Source organism: Spirosoma soli, from assembly GCF_042684525.1.
Taxonomy (GTDB): Bacteria; Bacteroidota; Bacteroidia; order Cytophagales; family Spirosomataceae; genus Spirosoma; species Spirosoma soli.
The window spans coordinates 201,481-220,521 of the sequence record NZ_JBHULN010000012.1 but is presented as its reverse complement, the minus strand read 5'-3'; the positions used below and the strand labels follow the sequence as shown (position 1 = coordinate 220,521).

17 protein-coding genes are annotated in these 19,041 nt (G+C 49.8%); 7 read left to right on the top strand and 10 right to left on the bottom strand.

The window, feature by feature from the left end:
• Positions 1-272: 272 nt before the first annotated feature.
• On the bottom strand, positions 273-725 hold the full coding sequence (locus ACFSUS_RS19230) for a hypothetical protein (RefSeq protein WP_381525360.1): 453 nt from the start codon (positions 723-725) through the stop codon (positions 273-275).
• Positions 726-1,159: 434 nt separating this feature from the next.
• Here ACFSUS_RS19230 and ACFSUS_RS19225 point away from each other — a divergent pair, with 434 nt between their 5' ends.
• The 3 genes from ACFSUS_RS19225 (at position 1,160) to ACFSUS_RS19215 (ending at position 2,747) form a co-directional block, all read left to right on the top strand.
• Complete coding sequence (locus tag ACFSUS_RS19225) at positions 1,160-2,164, top strand: IS110 family RNA-guided transposase (protein ID WP_381525359.1); 1,005 nt, start codon at positions 1,160-1,162, stop codon at positions 2,162-2,164.
• Positions 2,165-2,249: 85 nt separating this feature from the next.
• On the top strand, positions 2,250-2,399 hold the full coding sequence (locus ACFSUS_RS19220) for a hypothetical protein (RefSeq protein ID WP_381525358.1): 150 nt from the start codon (positions 2,250-2,252) through the stop codon (positions 2,397-2,399).
• A 180-nt stretch (positions 2,400-2,579) separates the two neighbouring features.
• Positions 2,580-2,747 (top strand): hypothetical protein, encoded by a 168-nt coding sequence (locus ACFSUS_RS19215; RefSeq protein ID WP_381525357.1) that lies wholly within the window; start codon positions 2,580-2,582, stop codon positions 2,745-2,747.
• A gap of 53 nt (positions 2,748-2,800) precedes the next feature.
• Here the strand turns inward: ACFSUS_RS19215 and ACFSUS_RS19210 are convergent, their stop codons facing one another.
• The gene (locus ACFSUS_RS19210) at positions 2,801-3,196 is read right to left on the bottom strand and encodes a hypothetical protein (protein WP_381525356.1); all 396 of its coding nucleotides are present in this window, start codon (positions 3,194-3,196) and stop codon (positions 2,801-2,803) included.
• Between the two features lie 565 nt (positions 3,197-3,761).
• Complete coding sequence (locus tag ACFSUS_RS19205) at positions 3,762-4,619, bottom strand: sterol desaturase family protein (RefSeq protein WP_381525355.1); 858 nt, start codon at positions 4,617-4,619, stop codon at positions 3,762-3,764.
• 271 nt (positions 4,620-4,890) lie between these two features.
• On the opposite strand from ACFSUS_RS19205, the gene ACFSUS_RS19200 reads away from it, so the two are divergent.
• Positions 4,891-7,647, top strand: coding sequence for a PAS domain-containing sensor histidine kinase (locus ACFSUS_RS19200; RefSeq protein ID WP_381525354.1), 2,757 nt, complete (start codon positions 4,891-4,893; stop codon positions 7,645-7,647).
• A gap of 91 nt (positions 7,648-7,738) precedes the next feature.
• Here ACFSUS_RS19200 and rho read toward each other — a convergent pair whose 3' ends face one another.
• Complete coding sequence (gene rho / locus ACFSUS_RS19195) at positions 7,739-9,955, bottom strand: transcription termination factor Rho (RefSeq protein WP_381525353.1); 2,217 nt, start codon at positions 9,953-9,955, stop codon at positions 7,739-7,741.
• A gap of 666 nt (positions 9,956-10,621) precedes the next feature.
• Between rho and ACFSUS_RS19190 the strand changes: the two genes are divergently transcribed.
• From ACFSUS_RS19190 to lptC, 3 genes are read left to right on the top strand one after another with little or no spacing between them, the layout of a single operon-like run.
• On the top strand, positions 10,622-11,416 hold the full coding sequence (locus ACFSUS_RS19190; protein WP_381525352.1) for a type III pantothenate kinase: 795 nt from the start codon (positions 10,622-10,624) through the stop codon (positions 11,414-11,416).
• Positions 11,373-12,689: a hypothetical protein gene (locus ACFSUS_RS19185; RefSeq protein ID WP_381525351.1), complete on the top strand. Its 1,317-nt coding sequence runs from the start codon at positions 11,373-11,375 to the stop codon at positions 12,687-12,689. Before ACFSUS_RS19190 ends, ACFSUS_RS19185 begins: the two co-directional genes overlap by 44 nt.
• Before the next feature lie 60 nt (positions 12,690-12,749).
• On the top strand, positions 12,750-13,313 hold the full coding sequence (gene lptC, locus ACFSUS_RS19180; protein WP_381525350.1) for an LPS export ABC transporter periplasmic protein LptC: 564 nt from the start codon (positions 12,750-12,752) through the stop codon (positions 13,311-13,313).
• A 29-nt stretch (positions 13,314-13,342) separates the two neighbouring features.
• On the opposite strand, the gene ACFSUS_RS19175 is transcribed toward lptC, so the two are convergent.
• The 6 genes from ACFSUS_RS19175 to ACFSUS_RS19150 form a co-directional block, all read right to left on the bottom strand.
• Positions 13,343-13,762, bottom strand: coding sequence for a c-type cytochrome (locus ACFSUS_RS19175; RefSeq protein WP_381525349.1), 420 nt, complete (start codon positions 13,760-13,762; stop codon positions 13,343-13,345).
• The gene (locus ACFSUS_RS19170; protein ID WP_381525348.1) at positions 13,759-14,454 is read right to left on the bottom strand and encodes an SCO family protein; all 696 of its coding nucleotides are present in this window, start codon (positions 14,452-14,454) and stop codon (positions 13,759-13,761) included. The genes ACFSUS_RS19175 and ACFSUS_RS19170 overlap by 4 nt, the downstream gene beginning before the upstream one ends.
• On the bottom strand, positions 14,393-14,848 hold the full coding sequence (locus ACFSUS_RS19165; protein WP_381525347.1) for a viral A-type inclusion protein: 456 nt from the start codon (positions 14,846-14,848) through the stop codon (positions 14,393-14,395). The genes ACFSUS_RS19170 and ACFSUS_RS19165 overlap by 62 nt, the downstream gene beginning before the upstream one ends.
• A gap of 74 nt (positions 14,849-14,922) precedes the next feature.
• The gene (gene recN, locus ACFSUS_RS19160; RefSeq protein WP_381525346.1) at positions 14,923-16,596 is read right to left on the bottom strand and encodes a DNA repair protein RecN; all 1,674 of its coding nucleotides are present in this window, start codon (positions 16,594-16,596) and stop codon (positions 14,923-14,925) included.
• A gap of 133 nt (positions 16,597-16,729) precedes the next feature.
• Positions 16,730-17,638 carry a type IX secretion system protein PorD gene (gene porD, locus ACFSUS_RS19155; RefSeq protein ID WP_381525345.1) on the bottom strand — a complete coding sequence of 303 codons (909 nt, stop codon included), beginning with the start codon at positions 17,636-17,638 and terminating at the stop codon, positions 16,730-16,732.
• Positions 17,635-18,975, bottom strand: coding sequence for a bifunctional phosphopantothenoylcysteine decarboxylase/phosphopantothenate synthase (locus ACFSUS_RS19150; RefSeq protein WP_381525364.1), 1,341 nt, complete (start codon positions 18,973-18,975; stop codon positions 17,635-17,637). The genes porD and ACFSUS_RS19150 overlap by 4 nt, the downstream gene beginning before the upstream one ends.
• Positions 18,976-19,041: the final 66 nt, after the last annotated feature.

The window sequence follows — 19,041 nt, the reverse complement described above, 5'->3', positions numbered from 1 at the left end:
ACAACTAAGGCGATTCTCGTGCCAACCGAAGCTGACAGACGAGCCCTAAAACGGCCTGCGGAGACGGCTCCTTTGTCGCACGGAAGCCCACCACTACGTTACGGCCTGCTCGGAACACCCAACGACCCAGGGGGTTGATGGAGTGGGAGACAAGTCACCTGAACAAACGTAGCTTGCACCTTTACACCCCCTGCCGGTTGGGCTGCATTGCTCGAACTTGCGGCCTGCCTCCTGTCACCCGTAAGTGACCCTTATGAGTAAATGTAAAGTGGTTATATACCAAACCATTTAGCTTCACTGACTCCGTAACCGTTCGCATCAAGCTTAGAAACCGTCTCTTGGGGCAGGAAAACAATATTCACTTCACCATAATTATTCTCCACACCTTCTGGAGAAACATTACTAAAATGATTGCCGCTTAACTTGAGTTGGTCGATAATCTCATTGAGTCGTTCGATAAACGCGGCATCAAAATGGGCAGCGTTACAGCGTAATTCAATCCGAAAAGGCTTGCCAGCTATCACGACGTTCATCTTGGGATCACTATCATCATCAGCAGTTAAATCCTCCCAAGCATCAATATCGAAGTTTACTCCGGGTAACTGTCTTATCTGCTCCCAAAGCCATTGATATGAACCGGTTTCAGCAAAGTCTTCCGCATCTGCTGTCACCATGTCTATTTCACCTCCCACAATCTGCTCAAATGTAAAGTGTCTGTCTTCCATACTTCATCATTAAATTTCTCCTTTGTCAGCGACCTGCTCCCTTTTTTCTAGCTGACTGATAGTAGTATTTAGCCTGTCGACCAACGGCTGAACTAGCACACAAAAGTTTGCCAATCAAACGAGTGCATCTTGTCGCCCGGAACGTTGCACTCACGCACTGCTTTTATGAGTCACCCAACTGTTAGGTTTGTCGCTGTGACAAAACTAAGATTCAGCAAGCAACTTTCTGGCTAAAAAACAGGAACTTTCAAAGGGCAGCAGGACGCGCTATTCACCCAACCAGGCTCACGACCTATCGGTGCGATGCAGTCCCTGCTGACCCCTTTGAGAGCAGCACCAGGAACCAATAGGAATTCAGGCTTAGGGCCTATCATCACAGTTATGTTCAGCGGGCTGCGTATTCATTTTTGTGCAATGTAAAAGTGGGAAAAACTATGAACCATTACAAGTATTTTGTGGGCCTCGACCTGGGCAAGACGACCAATGCCATCTGCGTGCTCGATGAGCAGGAAAACCGCTGCTTCGAGCTGAAACTACCCAACACCCAGCAGGGCATGCAAACCCTGTTGGAGAAGTTAGATACGCTGGCCCACTTCGAGCCGACCAGTGTGCTCATCTGCGCGGAGTATACTAGCGTCTACTGCCAGCCCTTGATTGGCTTTTTTGGGGGGTTAGGAGCCGACTTGTGGCTACAATCAGCGGTGCACATCAAGCACTCGCTGGGCTTGAAGCGGGGCAAAACCGATAAGGCCGATGCCCGTCTGATTGCCAAATACTGCCTACGGCATCAGGCCGATAAACGCCTGTTCGTTCTGACTGAGAGCACCTTATCGGTCCTGCGGCAGTTGGCTCAGCAACGCGAGCGGCTGCTGGAAATGGTCAAAAGCTTCACCGACCTAGCTTCGGATTACAAGGCCATGGGCTTGAGTGAGGCTCTGAAACTACACCAACAAACCAGTGAGGTGGCCCTGGCCGGCTTACGCAAGCAACTTCAGCAGGTGGAAGCCCGGATTGAGGCCCACATCAAGGCTTGCCCGGAGCTAAAGACGAACATGGCTTTACTGATGAGCATCCCCGGCGTAGGGCGGCAAACAGCCATGTTCATGCTGATTTTTACGGCCAATTTCACTCGGTTCGATGACCCCAAAAAGCTGGCTAGTTATGCGGGGGTAGCGCCGTTTGCTTACGAATCGGGTACGTCGGTTCGGGGCAAAACCAAAGTGAGCCGCATGGCCAACACGAAGTTGAAACACCTCTTGCACATGGCGGCATTGGGGGCGGTTCGGGTCAAGGGCGAGATGCGGCAGTACTTCGAACAAAAGGTAGCTCAGGGCAAGAAAAAGATGAGTGTTTATAATGCCATTCGTAACAAGTTAGTGCATCGAATGGTGGCGGTGATGGATCGCCGAACACCTTACGTAGCCGCGTATGCAAAATAGGATAATTTTTAGCGGGCAGGGCTTGCTTTATTCATAGGAATCGACCCAGGGGGTTGATGGCCTGCAAGCTAACTGAAACGAGCGAATGATTCACCTGCCTTTACACCCCCTGCCGGTTGGGCTGACGGCCCTGCCTTCGGGACGTGCCTCCTGTCGCCCGGCAGCAACCCCACGCGGAGCGGACAACAACGCACTGTCCGCTAAGACCGAGCGCGAAGCCAAACTACATACCTGACCGGTGAGGACCAACTACTTTTACTAATCGGGTTGCCTGTTGAGGAGTGCGGCCTGTCGGACGAAAGGTACCTAACTGGTTGGCTGTCCTGCTGAGGAGTGCGGCTTGTCGACCGAGGCCGCTCAACGAACCTGAAAGCTGGCCTTGTCCCCAAGTGCGGAGTGTCGACCGAAGCTAGAAATGAAAGAACGAAACCCGCCCCAAGAGCCGTGCAGCTTGTCGACCGGATGCTGGAAATTGAAGCCCGGCATTGACAAGCACCCAACGCCAACGGGTGTTGATGGTGGGCGCGAAACTCAACTGAACAAACGTACCTGCAACCTTTACACACCCGTTTGGTTGGGCTGAAAATTTTCATTCGGGGGTGTGTTGCCTGTCGCCCGCTACTTGGCACTGCGGAGTTAATTAAAGTTGGGGTCTTCTACATGAACCGTTGCAATATCAACCGATTGCACAATCTTTCGCACAAAAAAGCCTTCTTCTTCATCACTCCATCCGATTCCGACATCCTCGTAGAGTTTACTTGTAATTAGCTGCTCAACAATTTGCTCCGTAACGTTCGTAAAATCATACAACTCGTCCCAAGAATAGCGAACTCCAAATAGGTCAACTTCGTCTTGGCGATCATGAACAAATGAAATCCGATCCCCAAGGTGTGTCATCATGTAAAACGACAGCACACTGCCAAATAAAGAGCTTCCGAGTATTTCACCGAAGGTATATCCCATATGAATATGCTCAGTGAACTCGATTCTTTCTTTCCGGTCTACATTTATCACTCTGTAGCCAACGCTCATAAAATGGTATTCTGCGTTTGAAAATTGCAATCTGTCGCAGGTATGTTGCCGTGCTCAAAACCTGCCTTACTCCTGAGTTTAGCGTGTCAGACGAAGCCGCCCAACATACTTAAAAGCTGTCCCTGTCCTCGTGTGCGGAATGTCGACCGAAGCGAGAAGTGAAAGAACGAAACCCGCCCCGCGAGACGTACGATTTGTCACCCGGAACCCCGCAACAGCAGCACTGTATTGACGAACACCCAACATACTATAGTACGCGATTTAGCGGAACTATCCCATTATAAATACATGACGGCTAGGAGTTTTTAGTTCCGCGAATTTTTATATTGTGTACGTATGAAAGCATAAAACCGGACTGCTTCGCTAGTAAGCTGTCTGTGGCTGTGCAAGCAACAGAGTTGTAAATCTTAAATGAATATAATCATAAACCAACGCGTTACTTTTGACTCAGCCAAATCAAGTGAGTAAGCGGTAGGGCGACTTAGAAATAAAAACCTGGAAGCTGTTTGGCGCTGTGAAAAACACATAACAGACATCTAGAAGCAGGGCATTGCGCTATAAAAACCTACTCACCCCGCAATTGCTTTGTTGTTTTTCGGCTGCCGTCGTGGCTCCAGCCAGGCGGGCCAAACACGTAGCCCAGGGCGTTACGTACCGAGCCGGCACGGCGTAGGTCGCGGGTGATGTCGGTCCACTCGTGGAAAGCGATGCGCACGGGGTTGTACGAGTCTATGTTTTTGGTCAGGCCGTAAGTCGGGCGCTTCCGTTCCAGGGCGAAGGTGCCGAACAACCGATCCCAGATGATGAGGATACCCGCGTGATTCTTGTCCAGGTAGTCAAGGTCAGCGCCGTGATGCACCCGGTGATGTGAGGGTGTATTGAAGATAAACTCAATGGGGGCGGGCAACTTATCGATGTGCTCGGTATGAATCCAAAATTGGTATAACAAGCTAATGGCCTGCATGGTCATAACGGCCGCGGGCGAAAAGCCAACTAGCGGTAACCAGATCCAGAACACGAAGGCTCCGCTAAGATTGCCCGTCCAGGTTTGCCGTAAGGCTGTGCCCAGGTTATACTTCTGAGAGGAATGATGCACCACGTGCGACGCCCAGAAATAGCGGCTGCTGTGGCTGATACGGTGAAACCAGTAGTAGCTAAAATCATCGGCGAAGAACAGCAAAAGCCAGGCCCACCATTGCGTCATGTCGATGGTGAACAGCCGAAACTGATAGACCAGCGAATAGGTGCCAAACACAATCGCTTTACCAACGAAACCCACGATGACATTACCAATACCCATCGCCAGGCTACTCGCTGTATCTTTAGCGTCGTAATAATCTTTTTGGTGCTTCGCCGTTACAATAACTTCAGCAACTAACAGAATTACAAAGCCTGGAATCGCGTATTGAATTAGGTCCTTCATATTTTCTATGTAATTAATACAAAAATAAACGAAGCATAATGCGATTCCAATGGCACCGATAGACCATCAGAAAGGGGAGTTATACCATCTAGTATACAGGTGTCAAAATTTAAAAAGATGTAAAGAAAATAGGTAATTATCACTTTACTTTTGTGGGTATTAATTTCTATCCGTAACCATAATAGTAGCTATTTATTACATTAAGAAACGTTATAAGCTAACCGACTAGCAGCTTGTCGTCAATCCGACGTCAGTTCACACTCAACCTTACATGAACACTGCACTACCCGCTGATTCTTTGGTCCCAAGTGGCTACTTGCAGCATTTACTGGAAGCAATACCTACAGCTGTTATCCACCTCGAAGCCATTCGGGATGACCGTAATCAGCTCATTGATTTTAACGTGTACTACAGTAACACAGCGGGCGCTACAATCATCGGAAACCATAAGCCGGAAGCTATAATCGGGAAACGGTGGACAGCCCTGTCCGCAACCAATTCTCGCAATTCAGCGCTTTACGCCCGATACACATCTGTATTTGACACCGGCGAACCAATCCAGTTCGAACAACGTCTGGGGGTTGATGGCGACGAACGTTGGTTTGAGGTGTCGGCGGCTCCCTACGCGGGTGGTGTGCTTGTTACGTTCACCAACATTACTGCCCGCAAACAAGCCGAACAAAACGAGCAGCAGAAACTGATGGCCCAAAGCCAGGCCGATCGGTTGCAGGCCGTCATTAATGCGGTTCAAATCAGTATTCATCTCATTCGCCCCCTGCAAGACAAAGACGGCGAGATTACGGACTTTGCCTTTACGGCCGTCAATCCTGCTTTCGCTGACACCTACACCAAAGTAGCCCCGTCAGCTTTGTTAGGACAGGCCGTTAGTCAATGGTTTCCAGGCTACCGCGAGGAGGGCTTGTTTGGTCTGTATCGGCAGGTGTATATCAGCGGTCAGCCTGAGCGGTTTGATATTCACTACACAAACGATGGATTTAACATCTGGGTCGATGCGAAGGTGAGCCGACTTGGCGATGAGATACTCGTTACGCATACAGACTATACGGCTCTTAAGCAGGCTGAGCTAGAGATACAGCTTCAGAACGAACGGCTTAAGTTCGTTACTGATAGCGCCCTGACAGCAATTGGGTTGTACTCGATCATACGCGATCCGGACACCCACGAAGTTGTTGACCTGCGGTATGAACTGATCAATGGACGAGCCGAACAAATGACGCAGCGGAAAGCCGATGAATTGATTGGGCACACCATGCGGCAAGTGTTTCCGGGTATTGAGCGTACCGGCATCTGGAGCAAATACAAACAACTGGCCGAAACCGGCGAGCCCCTTCGCTATCATAATCACTACAATTACGATGGTTACGATCTATGGTACGAAGTGCAGGGTGTTCGTAAGGGAGAACTGGTTGTCTTGTCGTTCCTGGATATTACCGAGCTTAAACTGGCGCAGGAGTATAATCAGCAGCAGGCCAGAGAGTTTCAACAAGTACTGGATAATGCTTTAACCGCCATCTCGCACTTTACCGCCGTTCGCGACGAGAGTGGACAGGTGATCGATTTCATTTATCAATCGTTTAACCACACCTCCGAACAGTTTACGGGTCTAAAAGCGGAAGACATCGTCGGAAAACGGATGCTGGAATTATTTCCCGGGGTGCGGACAAGTGGCGTATTCGACCGCTGGGTTCAACTGATGGAAACCGGCGAGACAATGCGGTTTCAGGACAAATATCAGTTCGATGGATTCGATTTCTGGTTTGATACGCAAGCGGTTAAATGGGAGGAGGGATTTATTCAGTCTTACATTGACATAACCCCCATCAAACAAGCCGAGTTGGCGCAGCAGAAGCAGGCCGAACTACTGAATACCGTACTAGATGCCACACTGACTTCTATTGCCTGCTACGAAACGGTTCGCGATGAAACGGGCCGGATTGTCGACTTTCGGTTTATTCTGGCAAACCACATTGCCCTTGAGGGGTTAAACATGACGACTGATGAGCTGTATGGCAAAACGTTGTGCGAGGTTAATCCTCTCTTGTGTAACAGCCCCGTTTTCCAACAATACGTTACCGTCGTTGAAACGGGCCAGTCGACAACCATGGAGCGGCCAGTGCAAGGACGTTGGTACTTTGTGTCGGTCGTTAAGTTTGGAGACGGTATCCTTACCTCTTCGGTTGATATAACAGAGAACCATAACTACCGCCAGCAGATTGAAGCGGCTAACGTCGAATTAGTTAGATCAAACGAAAATCTGGAATCGTTTGCCTACGTAGCCAGTCACGATCTGCAGGAGCCCCTGCGCAAGATCGAGTCGTTTGGCGACCTGCTGATGAATCAGTACGCACACGCCTTAGACCAGCCGGGAGTTGACATGATTGGCCGGATGCAGGCAGCGGCTCAGCGTATGTCTGCCCTGATTCGTGACCTGCTGAGTTACTCGCGCATAACAACCCAGAAATGGGCGTTTCAGCCGCACGATCTTAACCTGCTCATTGCCGATGTGCTGGGCGATCTGGAGACCACCATTCAGGAGAAACAAGCACAGATTGACGTCGGTGAACTACCTACAGTCATGGGGGATGGGCGACAGCTGCGGCAGCTGTTTCAGAACCTGCTGAGTAACGCCCTTAAGTTTGTAAAGACAAGCGAAACGGCAGACCCGGCCATACCGCAGATCAGCGTTAGCGCTTGCCAGGTTGCCCGAGAGTCGCTGCCCGAAGCCGTTGCTAAATCGCTTGTCTCGACAGGTGCGTTTTCGCTACGGGAATCGCAACCTTGTTGGGCAATCAGTGTAACAGACAACGGTATTGGCTTCGCTCAAAGTTACGCCGAGCGGATATTTGGTACGTTTCAACGGCTACACGGCCGTAACCAATATCCGGGGACGGGCATTGGCCTGGCTATAGTGAAAAAAGTAGTGGAAAACCACGGGGGAGTCGTCACCGCTCAGAGCCAACCCGAACAAGGTGCTACGTTCACCGTATACCTGCCGGCAATGACCTGATGGGAATCATTACGTTCGTGTCTGATCGCGTATAAACACCAAACGGCAACCCTATAAAAGGCTGCCGTTTGGTTAATGGAGTAATAAACGCTTACCGGTTCATCGAAATCAGAAACTCTTCGTTGGTTCGGGTACCTTTCATGCGTTCGAGCAGGAAATCCATGGTTTCCATAGGGTTCATGTCGGCCATGTGCTTGCGAAGAATCCAGACGCGTTGTAAGGTCTCCTTATCGAGCAGCAAGTCTTCCCGACGCGTGCCCGACGCCAGAACGTCCACCGCTGGGTAAACCCGCTTGTTGGCCAGTTTACGGTCGAGCTGGAGTTCCATGTTACCCGTGCCTTTAAACTCTTCAAAGATTACCTCGTCCATTTTCGATCCGGTGTCAATCAGGGCCGTGGCAATGATGGTCAGCGAACCACCGTTTTCAACGTTTCGGGCTGCACCAAAGAACCGCTTAGGCCGGTGTAGAGCATTAGCGTCGACACCACCCGACAGGATTTTACCCGACGACGGAACGACTGTGTTATAAGCCCGGGCCAATCGTGTGATGGAGTCTAACAGAATCACAACGTCGTGACCACACTCGACCATGCGCTTGGCTTTTTCGAGCACCATGCTCGATACCTTTACGTGTCGGTCGGCCTGCTCGTCGAACGTTGACGAAATCACCTCGGCATTTACACTACGCGCCATGTCAGTTACCTCTTCCGGCCGTTCATCAATGAGCAGCACAATCAGATACACTTCGGGGTGGTTACGCGTAATGGCGTTGGCAATTTCTTTCAACAGTACCGTTTTACCCGTTTTAGGCTGGGCCACAATCATACCACGCTGGCCTTTACCAATCGGCGCAAACAAATCCAGTACTCGCGATGAGTAGTTTTCGGGCTTGTTGCTGAGGTGAAGCTGCTCTTCAGGAAAAAGGGGCGTTAAGTATTCGAAAGGAATCCGATCGCGAATCTCTTCGGTCGTCTTACCATTTACGGTCGAGACACGTAGTAGGGCAAAGTATTTTTCGCCTTCTTTCGGTGGACGAATAGCGCCCCGCACGGTATCTCCGGTTTTTAAACCGAACAACTTAATCTGCGACGGTGAAACGTAAATATCATCCGGGCTGGCCAGGTAGTTGTAATCTGCCGACCGAAGGAAACCATAGCCACCATCGGACATGATTTCCAGAACACCTTCGTTATCGATGATGCCATCGAACTCACGAATGTGCTGGTTATACTGACGACGAATGCGGTTTTGGTATTCCTGGGCTTCCCGCGAAGGCTGGTTGAGCTGCTGCGGCTGACCCGCTGGGTTTGCCTGGGGCTGGCCGGGTTGCTCAGACTGGGTTTCTGTGGGGGCTTCTGGGGCTTGAACCGCAACATCATCAGCGGGAGCAACGACTTCGCTCGCCGGCTGCATATTCGCTACGTTGTCTTCCGATACAACGGTTGGCGTCAAAAACTCTTCATCGGCCTGTCCCGCGTAGTGAATGGCTGTTTCGTCCGTTACAACGCGTTGCGTGCGGGGACGATGTCCTACATGACCATCGCGCCGGTTAGTATCACGGTTGGTGTCTAAACGTTGGCGTCCATTGTTATCACGTGGCCCTGGCTGGTTATTTTCGGGGCGCTGAGGCCGTTGCCGATTCAGGTCCAGCCGAGCCGGTACGTTATTCTCACGAGGCTCAGTTGGTTCGGAGCCCGCATCGCGGTTCGGACGTTCCCGATCAGCACGAGGATTGGTGTTCCGTTGCGTGTTGTTCCGGCCGTTTTCGTTACGGTTCCGCTCGGGCTGTCCAGCGGCATCATTACGACGGTTTAAAGCGGGTCGAGCGTCCCGATCAGGGCGTTCCTGCGTTTCCGACGATTCACGAACGGGTTCAGTCTCGGTCTGGGGTATCACACTGGCCGTAACCTCAGCCACTGGACTTTCAACGGGGGGTACGATACCATTTTCGGGCTGCACCGGGGTAGGTGTTGGAGCCGGAGCGTCGGTAACGTTAACTTCACGGCGAGCACGCTGACGAGGGCGTGGAGCTTCGGTAGCCTGAGCCTCATTATTCACTAGGCTAACTGGCTCACTAACCGGAGCCGTTTCGGCCACTGGGGCAGCCGCTTTCGTACGCCGATTACGCCGGGGTGCTTCAGTCGCCGATGCCTCTCCCTCCGGGGCAGGCGCTTTCGACTGTTCGTCTATAATTTTATAAATCAACTTTTCTTTCGTGTACTTGGAAATGTCGCGAATGCCAAACTGTTCGGCAATGGGTTGAAGCTCTGACAAGAGCTTCATATCTAATTCTTCTTTGTTAAACATACAGGTCAGGTTAGCAATAAACCTTAAAGAGACCGCGAAGGCGGCAATTTTGGAAAATCAGGATTGATAGTATAAGAAATGAATGTTTTGAAGGCAGGTTACGATATATGCCGGACGGGGAAGCCACCGCTTGACAAACCAAATTAAACTCGACAGGTTCAATTATTTACGTAATGAAAATAAGTCAACATGTAAACTGGAAGTGAATTCCCTGATCCTAACACGAAGGTCCGGTGGGGCCAGCCTTAGTGGTTATCAAAACATTTGGGAAAACGGACGGTCCGCTGTAGCTATGGGCTGCTGCGATTGAAAGCACTACCTGCCGACCGGATTGATGGTAGCAAAGGTAATAAACTGATCCGATTATGTCAAGATAACGTTATTTTGCCCTGAATGTTTCCAGTTTTCAAACAAAATACGGCTTGTGATTCGCTTTTCGGTGAGTAAGAAAGCAAATGGCTTTCAATTAACCAATTTTTGAACGTCTTTTTTATCCGCTGCCCCCAGAGAACTCTATAGCTCACGTTTGCAATAACCAGGCCAAATGAGCTAAGTCTCCTAATAAGAGTACTGCTTTTAAATAGGTACATTGCCGTTAAAAAACCTTAAAAGACCGCAGTAGCCCAAATTTTACTACCGCCAACAACGTTAAAATTTCCGTACACGATGCACACACATAGGCAACTAGCAGAGCCCTCGACGGCGATGAATCTGGTGGTAGACTGGGGAAACTCAGCCCTCAAAACGGGTTGGTTCGATGGACCACAATTAGTAAAAGTCGGGCGCCATGAATCGCCGGAAGCGTTGCAGGCTGAACTGAAACATAGTGCAGTGAACCATGTGATTGTGTCATCGACGAGTCGTCCGGCCGAAGAAATACGTCGGCAACTGACCGTATTGGGAAGCGACTTTTGGGTGCTGAATAGCCAAACGGCCGTTCCCATACGTAAAGCATACGACACGCCGAATACCCTCGGTGCCGACCGGGTGGCAGCTGCGGTGGGAGCGGTAGCCGTGTTTCCGGGGCAAGATTGCTTAGTGCTGGATCTGGGTACTTGCCTGACAGCTGATTTTGTGGATCGGAATGCGATATTTCAGGGAGGATTGATTTCGCCAGGTCTCAGGATGCGCTTTCGGGCCATGCACGAACAAACCGCTCGCTTACCACTGGTCGACGTACCCACTGATTGGCCAGCGATAACTGCAAAGAATACACGGGATGCTTTGCAGAGTGGCGTTATGAATGGATTGACGTTTGAGATGAACGGCATCATTGACAGCTACCGCCGGGAGTACCCAGGTATCGTGGTGTTGTTATGTGGGGGAGATGCTCCTGCCTTTGAAAGTCGTCTTAAACCCCCGATATTTGCAATGCCCGAATTGGTGCTGATTGGATTGAATCGAATTTTACGCTATAATGTTGAGAATTTACACGCGGCTACGCCGGACGTTAACGTATAGTCTGCTGGCCGTTGCCGCGACATCGCCGATGGTATTGGCACAGGGATTGGGGAACTCACCCTATTCCGCTTTGGGTATCGGTGAATTGTATAGTCCGGGTAACGTGACTAATATGGGAATGGGTGGTTTGGGCATTAGTAACGCCAACCCATTTTATCTGAACATGCAGAACCCGGCACTGCTCGCCCAGCGGACTCGTTTCACTATTTTTGAAGTAGGATTGCTTGGCCAGACGAAGTCGCTCAGTCAGAACCTCAATGGAGGGTTACAGAGCCAACGTGACTTCGGCGGCAACCTGGGCTATCTGGCCTTGGCCGTTCCGGCTAATTCGCGCTGGAACATGTCACTTAGCCTCCGACCGTACACGTACGTAGATTATAACACGCGTCAGTACCGGACCGTGCCGGGAACGATCTACGAAGCTGAGTACAACTATACCGGTCGTGGCGGGTTGAACAAAGCAACGTTTGCCCACGGCGTTCGTATTACCAAGAACATTTATCTGGGCGTTGAAGCCGCTTTTGTTTTTGGTAACATCACTAATACCTCCGACTCCAGAGTGCTGATAAACGATAGTGATCTTGGTATTCAGGACACTCGGGTATCGCGGTTGAACCGGGTAAATTACAGCGACATCGTTTGGAAACTAGGCGCTGCCTGGCGGCCAAAGCTAAGTGAGAACTGGAACCTAAACCTGGGCGCTACCTATGACCCTCAAACGCGTATTAATGGCCGCGAGAGTGATATCTACCAACAAACAAACTTAACCGGAACAGCCATTTCAGCGACGGATACCTTACGAACCGAAGAAAACGGTCGAGCCACATTGCCCCAGCAAATGCATTTTGGTATTAGTCTGGAAAAAAAGAACACGTTTCTGGTCGGCGTTGACGTAGGTATTCAGCAGTGGGCCAAATATCGCACGGTGACCAACCAACCGGGTAATTTGTCCGACGGTATAACTGTTGCGACGGGGCTTGAATACACACCTAAACCAAACTCGACGCGCTACCGTGACCTTATTACGTACCGGGCGGGTTTTCAGTATAACCGATTACCGTATACGGTTGAAGGCAAACAAATTAATGATGTCAACGGTAGCCTGGGCATATCGCTGCCCGTAGGCGCTTATTTTGTAAACCACGTAACCTTATCGGTTGTGGGTGGACAGCGGGGTGTGTTGACAGGTACACAGATTCGCGAACAATACGTTCGTATTGGGCTCGGGTTCTCACTGAACGACTTGTGGTTCCGTAAGCAGGTAGTGGATTAATTTGCCAAAACGTATTGCTTTTGACTGGGGTTAGTTTGTTGAACTAGTTCGCACCGATTCATGAAATTACGTATTACCAATGCACCAGCTGCTTTGTTACTCGCCTGCCTGTGCGCCTTGTTAATGGGCTGTGAAGAGTCGAAGCAGGTCAAGAAAGTGCAACCCTACAAAGGTCCCGTAGAAGAAATCAACGACGTAAAACTGCTGTATAGCGAGGCTGCGATGCTGAAGGTCAGGCTGACGACTCCCAAGCAATTTCGCTATGAGAACGATAACCGCAGGTATCCGAAGCCGGTCAATATCGTTTTCTACGGCCCTGCTGGTGAAGAAGTGACAACGCTACGCTCCGACTCAGGTCGCTACGATAAGGCAAAGGATTTGTACACCGTTATGGGGCATGTGGTGGTTATTAATAAGCAGAAACAGGAGAAATTACTGACTTCTGAATTAAACTGGAACCCCGTTAGTAAGAAGGTTTTTACGGATAAACAAGTGGCCGTACTGAGTCAGCTAACCGGCGAAAAACTGTACGGTCTTGGTTTAGATGCGAATCAGGACTTCAGCCAATATTCTATTCGAAAGCCAACCGGTATCTTCAATATGGAAGGTGGCCCCGGATTTTAAAAAAAGTAATGGCTCGTAAGAACGAGCCATTACTTTTTGCACTCATTGAGCACAGGCGTAACGGCCTTCACATCCGTCAGTTTGGTTTCACCGCCCCACTCGTTATACATATAGGTGGTGAGTTCCGCCACTTCCAGATCACTTAGTTGCGGTTGAGGGGGCATCGGCCGATTGTAAGGCTTACCATTGACAACGATCGGTCCCTGCTGCCCGTAGCGAATCAGACAAATAACACTGTTTTTATTCGCCAGATAATCCGATCCGGCAATGGGAGGATACAGATTAGCCAACCCCTCGCCTTTATTCTGATGACAGTTCGCGCAGTTGTTCTTGTAAATAAGAATGCCTTCCGTGATGTACTGCTGCCGCTTAATTTCCTCGTCGCTTTGGCAGGAAACAAAATTTAGCAGGATAAGGAAGGCTGTCAAAAAGCTTATCAGTCGAATCATTTTTTATACTCAGCCAGCAGCCGCTCCATATCATTCATCAACTTGTCAACACCTTCTTCGGTTGTCCCGTCGTAGATGCCGCGAATGTGTTTTGCCTTGTCGACCAGAATAAACGCTCCACTGTGAACAACGCCCCCTGGGGCCGATGAATCCGTTTGGGCGGTTACCATATAACTGTTCTGAGCAATGTCGTAGATTTTCTCCCGATCACCCGTAACAAACAACCATTGCTGGCCCGTTATACCAAGATTATCGGCAAATTCTTTCAATACCGCCACCGAATCGTGGGCCGGGTCAATGGTGTGCGAAAGCAGCATGATGTCTGGGTTGCCCTTAAACTTCTCATACACTCGTTTCAACTGTACCTTCATTTTGGGACAAATGGTGGGGCAACTAGTGAAGAAGAAATCGGCAACGTAGATTTTGTTATCAAGTGCTTTAGCCGTTACCGTATCGCCGTACTGACTTACGAACTTAAAATCAGGGACCGTCTGGTAAGTTGAATCGGTTACGGTTTTGCCGTCTACCACTTTGGTTACGGCTTCCCGTTGTCCCAGAATGGGTAGCTTGTCATCGGCCGAACTGCATCCTGAAAATGTAGTGGCTACGCCTACTAGCAGCAGCCATACACTAATTCTTACCCAGGAACTGGCGGGCCTGCTGGATACTTGTATTAACTTTCGTTTTAACATCGGTGATCTTGTCTTTTTGATCTGTCAGATAGCGAAGGGCTTCTTCAGAAGGTAGTTTGGCGAGTGTATCGCCATTATAACGGCTCATCCAGTCCATCATCAGGCTATCGGCGAGGGCTAAATCCTGATTAATGCGGACGGCTTGCTCTTTATCTTCGTCGGTCCGTAAGGTAGCAGCTGCTGAGCCCGCTACTTTCAGACTGTCAAAAGAGGTAATCCGTTGTCTTAACTGTTTCCGCAGCTTCATTACGTCATCAATCTTTGGCATTACTTCGTCGTGAATGGCAAAAACTTCGTTTTCAGCGTCCTTAATCTTGTTTTCGTCCGATTTGCAACTCAAGAAAAACAAGCTGCTGATAATGAAACTAGCTACAGTGGGGAAAAACTTAAACATAGAAACGTAATTGGTTTATAATGTGGGATTACAAGAAAAGCCGTTACAATTTAGTAACGGCTCTTTAACAGTAATCATTTGACAGACGCCGTAGTGCGTTGTTTGAGAATCTCCCGGGCGTTCTTGAGAGCACTCGGGGATGGATTTTTGCCTCCAATCATCTGTGCAATTTCATTGACTCGTTCGTCAAACGTCAGTTTCTTGATCCGGCTAACCGTTTTAGCCGCCGAGTGATCTTTATAAACAAAATAATGAGCCGTACCCTGACCCGCAATCTGATGCAGGTGCGTTATGGCAATTATCTGATGGCTATGGGCCATGTCATGCATCATGTTCCCCATCTTGATGGCAATCTCGCCCGACACGCCCGTGTCAATTTCGTCGAAAATAATGGTTGGTAGCGAACGCTTGCTGGCCAGTATGTATTTGATCGCCATCATTAACCGCGAAAACTCACCCCCCGATGCTACGTTCTTCAGTTGCTGCGGCTTAACGCCCTTGTTAGCGCTGAATAAAAACGAGATCGTGTCTACACCAGTTGGTGTCGGTTTGCCGGTTTCGGCCTGAATAAGCAGCGATGCATTCGGCATGCCCAGATCGTGTAACAAGCTGCCAATTTCAGCCTCAATGGGACGTAACACCGCTTGCCGGGAGTCCGACAGCGATTCGGCACTCGTTTGTAATTGAGCGCGGGCAGCTTCAGTCTGCGCTTTGGCGTCGGCCAGTTCGTCATCGAGGTTCAGCACCTTACTTACTTTTTGGCCTAATTCGTCACGTAGCTCAATCAGGCCAGCGATGTCCTTCACCTGGTGCTTTGTCTGAAGCTGGTAGATCAGATTCAGCCGTTCGCGGATGGTTTCGGCGCGGGTGTCGTCTACGTCAACCCGGTCCTGCTCAGTACTAATTTCGTCGGCCAGGTCTCGAAGTTCGATCAGGCTGCTTTGGGCCCGCTGTTGTAATTGCTCGTACTGGTCAGAGAGCTTGCTGATGTACGATAGGTTGCTAACAGCACCTTTCAAAAAGTCAATAACCGACTGTTCGGTGTTATCCAGGTATTCGTAAGCCAACTGGAGACGCTCTTTAATTTCTTCGGCGTTCTCCAGAATGTTTAATTCCTGTTCGAGTAGCTCCTGCTCGTCGGGTTGTAGTTGGGCTTTAGCCAGCTCTTCGTACAAAAAGTTGTTATAGTCGAACTCCTTGCGCATAGACGACGCTTCGGCCTGCAGTTGGTCGTATACGGCTTTTTTTGTACGATAAGTTTGATAGTCAGTGCGGTAACTACGTAGCTGGCTGTCGTTCTGTGCATACGTATCAACGATCTCCAACTGGTATTCGTTGGAGCCCAGCAGTACCGAGTCGTGCTGGGAGTGAATATCCATGAGCTGACTGGTGACCCGGCGAAGCGTTTCCAGGTTTACAGGCGTGTCGTTCACGAACGCCCGTGATTTACCACTAACACCAATCTCCCGGCGGACGATGCAGGTGTCGGAATAATCTAATTCTTCTTCATCAAAAATTCGTTCGATAATGTACCCCGACACCCCGAACGTACCTTCGATAACACATTTTTGTTCGGGGTTGTAAAGTACCCGCGTATCGGCCCGATTACCCAACAGTAATCCGATAGCCCCTAGCATGATCGACTTACCGGCTCCTGTTTCGCCCGTAATGATGTTCAATTCACGGTCGGGGGCGAGCTCAAGCTCGTCAATCAGCGCGTAATTTTTTATGAGTAGATGCGATAGCATAGAGGAAGCTCCTTACTTAACTAACACAGGTAGCCGGGGCGAGGTTCAGTGATTTTGGAGTATGAATTTACCTTTTATAATTTTAATGAAGTAAGGTGATCAAGCCGTCTACAATCAGCGCTGGAGTGATTTCTTACAACACTAATTTCCGATACACTTCGGTTTTGGCCGGGTCCAGAAACGAAAGCAGATCAAAGGCGCGTTTACGCTCAGCCGGTGTTCCTTCGTACATAATGTTATACAGCTCCTGCGATTTCGCATCGAAAAAGGAGTTGATCAGAACGGAGTTCGGTAACTGCAGGCCAATGGTACGAATTGTGGTCAGCAAGTCGAGCGTTTGTTTACGGACCTGTACGGGATTGGCGGCAAACACATCCAGACCCAGCCGGTGATACGTGTACAAGCCATCGCGGAACGGGATCAGTTGCTGATTTTGTAAGTTCTCGATCAACCAGTAGCGGTTACGTCGATCGCCACCCGTTTGCCAGGCACTATTAACTGATCCCTGCTGAGCCAGATTAGTGATGTTGTAGGCTCGTTGAATGAATGGATTGCCCCCCTGCTTGCTAAAGGTGTCGTAGTCGACGGCCAGGATTACGTTGGCGTAGAAAGCTAATAGAGAGGTAAGATCATCTGAAAACTGATTTTCGCGGTAGTAAACAGGCGTTGTGGGTAAATACACAAAGTTGAACGCACGGTCTACGTAACTAAAAACGGTGGTTTCATAATTTGTGCCATACACCGGGCGCGTCACGACGATTTGGGCGGTTGCTTCAAAGACCCCTTGCGTTAATGATTTCACCAGATTAATGTTTAGCGAACAATTGATACGTTCCGAAACGGTATACTGGTCATTGCTCCAGCGCCGGTTGTTCATGAACTCCGTAATGATACCTTTCAGCTGGTTTACGTATGAAAAGTCAGTTTTCTGTTGCGCAAACAACTGATCAGAATTGATGGTCACCTGGCAGTTCAGTTCCTGCGCGTTAGCATCAATTCGAGGTATTGATAAAAGGGTCAAAAGCAATAGGAAGTATTTCATACAATGCTGGTTGATGAGGGGTAAGCCGTGAGCTTTTCAAGAACTAAATTGACTAAATCCCTGGCCACCTCATCTTTTGATTTTAACGCAAATTCGTAGGATTGTTCGTCTTTGTCAATAACGGTGATTTTATTGGTATCGTGTCCGAAACCAGCTCCCTGATCGCGCAATGAGTTAAGCACGATCCAGTCTAAATTTTTGGCATGAAGCTTCTTTAGGGCGTTTTCGTATTCATTATTTGTTTCCAGCGCAAAGCCCATGAGTAGCTGACCGGCTTGTTTCTGTTTGCCCAATGTAGCGGCAATGTCAACAGTTTTGGTCAATTCAAGCGCGAAAATATCTTCTTTCTTTTTGATCTTCTGATTTTCTGGATGGGTTGGAGTATAGTCGGCCACTGCTGCGCTTAGAACGACTATATCTGCCTTCGAGAAGGCCTGTTGAGCTGCCTCAAACATCTCCCGCGCCGATCGTACAGCAATGCGCTGGATAGACGGGTAGGGCAGGGCGAGAGACGTTGGCCCACTGACTAGCGTAACGTCGGCTCCCATTTCCGCAAAAGCTCCGGCAATGGCGTACCCCATTTTACCCGTCGAATGGTTACTAATGTACCGTACCGGATCAATCGGCTCTTGAGTGGGGCCGGCTGTAATCAACACCCGCTTCCCTGCGAGGGGCGAAGGGTGGGGGGGCAGAGGGCTGGGGGTAAAGGGTAGAGAATCTACTGCATCCGCTCCCTCCGCTCTCCGCCCCGAGCCCCATGCCCCGAGCCCCATGCTCTCCGTCCAAAACGCTTCCAGTACTTGCACAATAGTTTCGGGCTCAGCCAGTCGGCCTTCGCCCACTAGTCCACTGGCCAGCTCGCCATGCTCGGCTTGTATGATGCGATTGCCATAGGCGCTGAGCCGACGTAGGTTTTCTACCGTAGTGGGATGACGATACATGTCTAAATCCATCGCCGGGGCAAAGAAAACAGGACATTTTGCCGACAGGTAAACAGCCGACAACAAGTCGTCGCAGAAGCCATGGGCGCACCTCGCCAGCGTATGAGCCGATGCAGGGGCTATCACAATGCCATCGGCCCACAGCCCTAATTCAACGTGATTGTTCCAGCTACCATCTCCATGGCTTCCCGTTGTGTCCTTAACGAACGAAGAGAGCGTAGGGCGTTTCGAGAGAGTAGCCAGGGTTAACGGTGTAATAAACTCTTTAGCCGACTCCGTCATAACGACCTGGACCTCGGCACCCGCCTTGATGAGCAGTCGTACCAGCAGTGCTGATTTATAGGCTGATATACTGCCTGTTACGCCAAGGAGAATTCGTTTACCCGATAAAGTCATATCATCAATCAGAAAGAGGTCGTACAAGCTTGATTAATGGCGGCCATTGGCATCTGGCAACTTGAT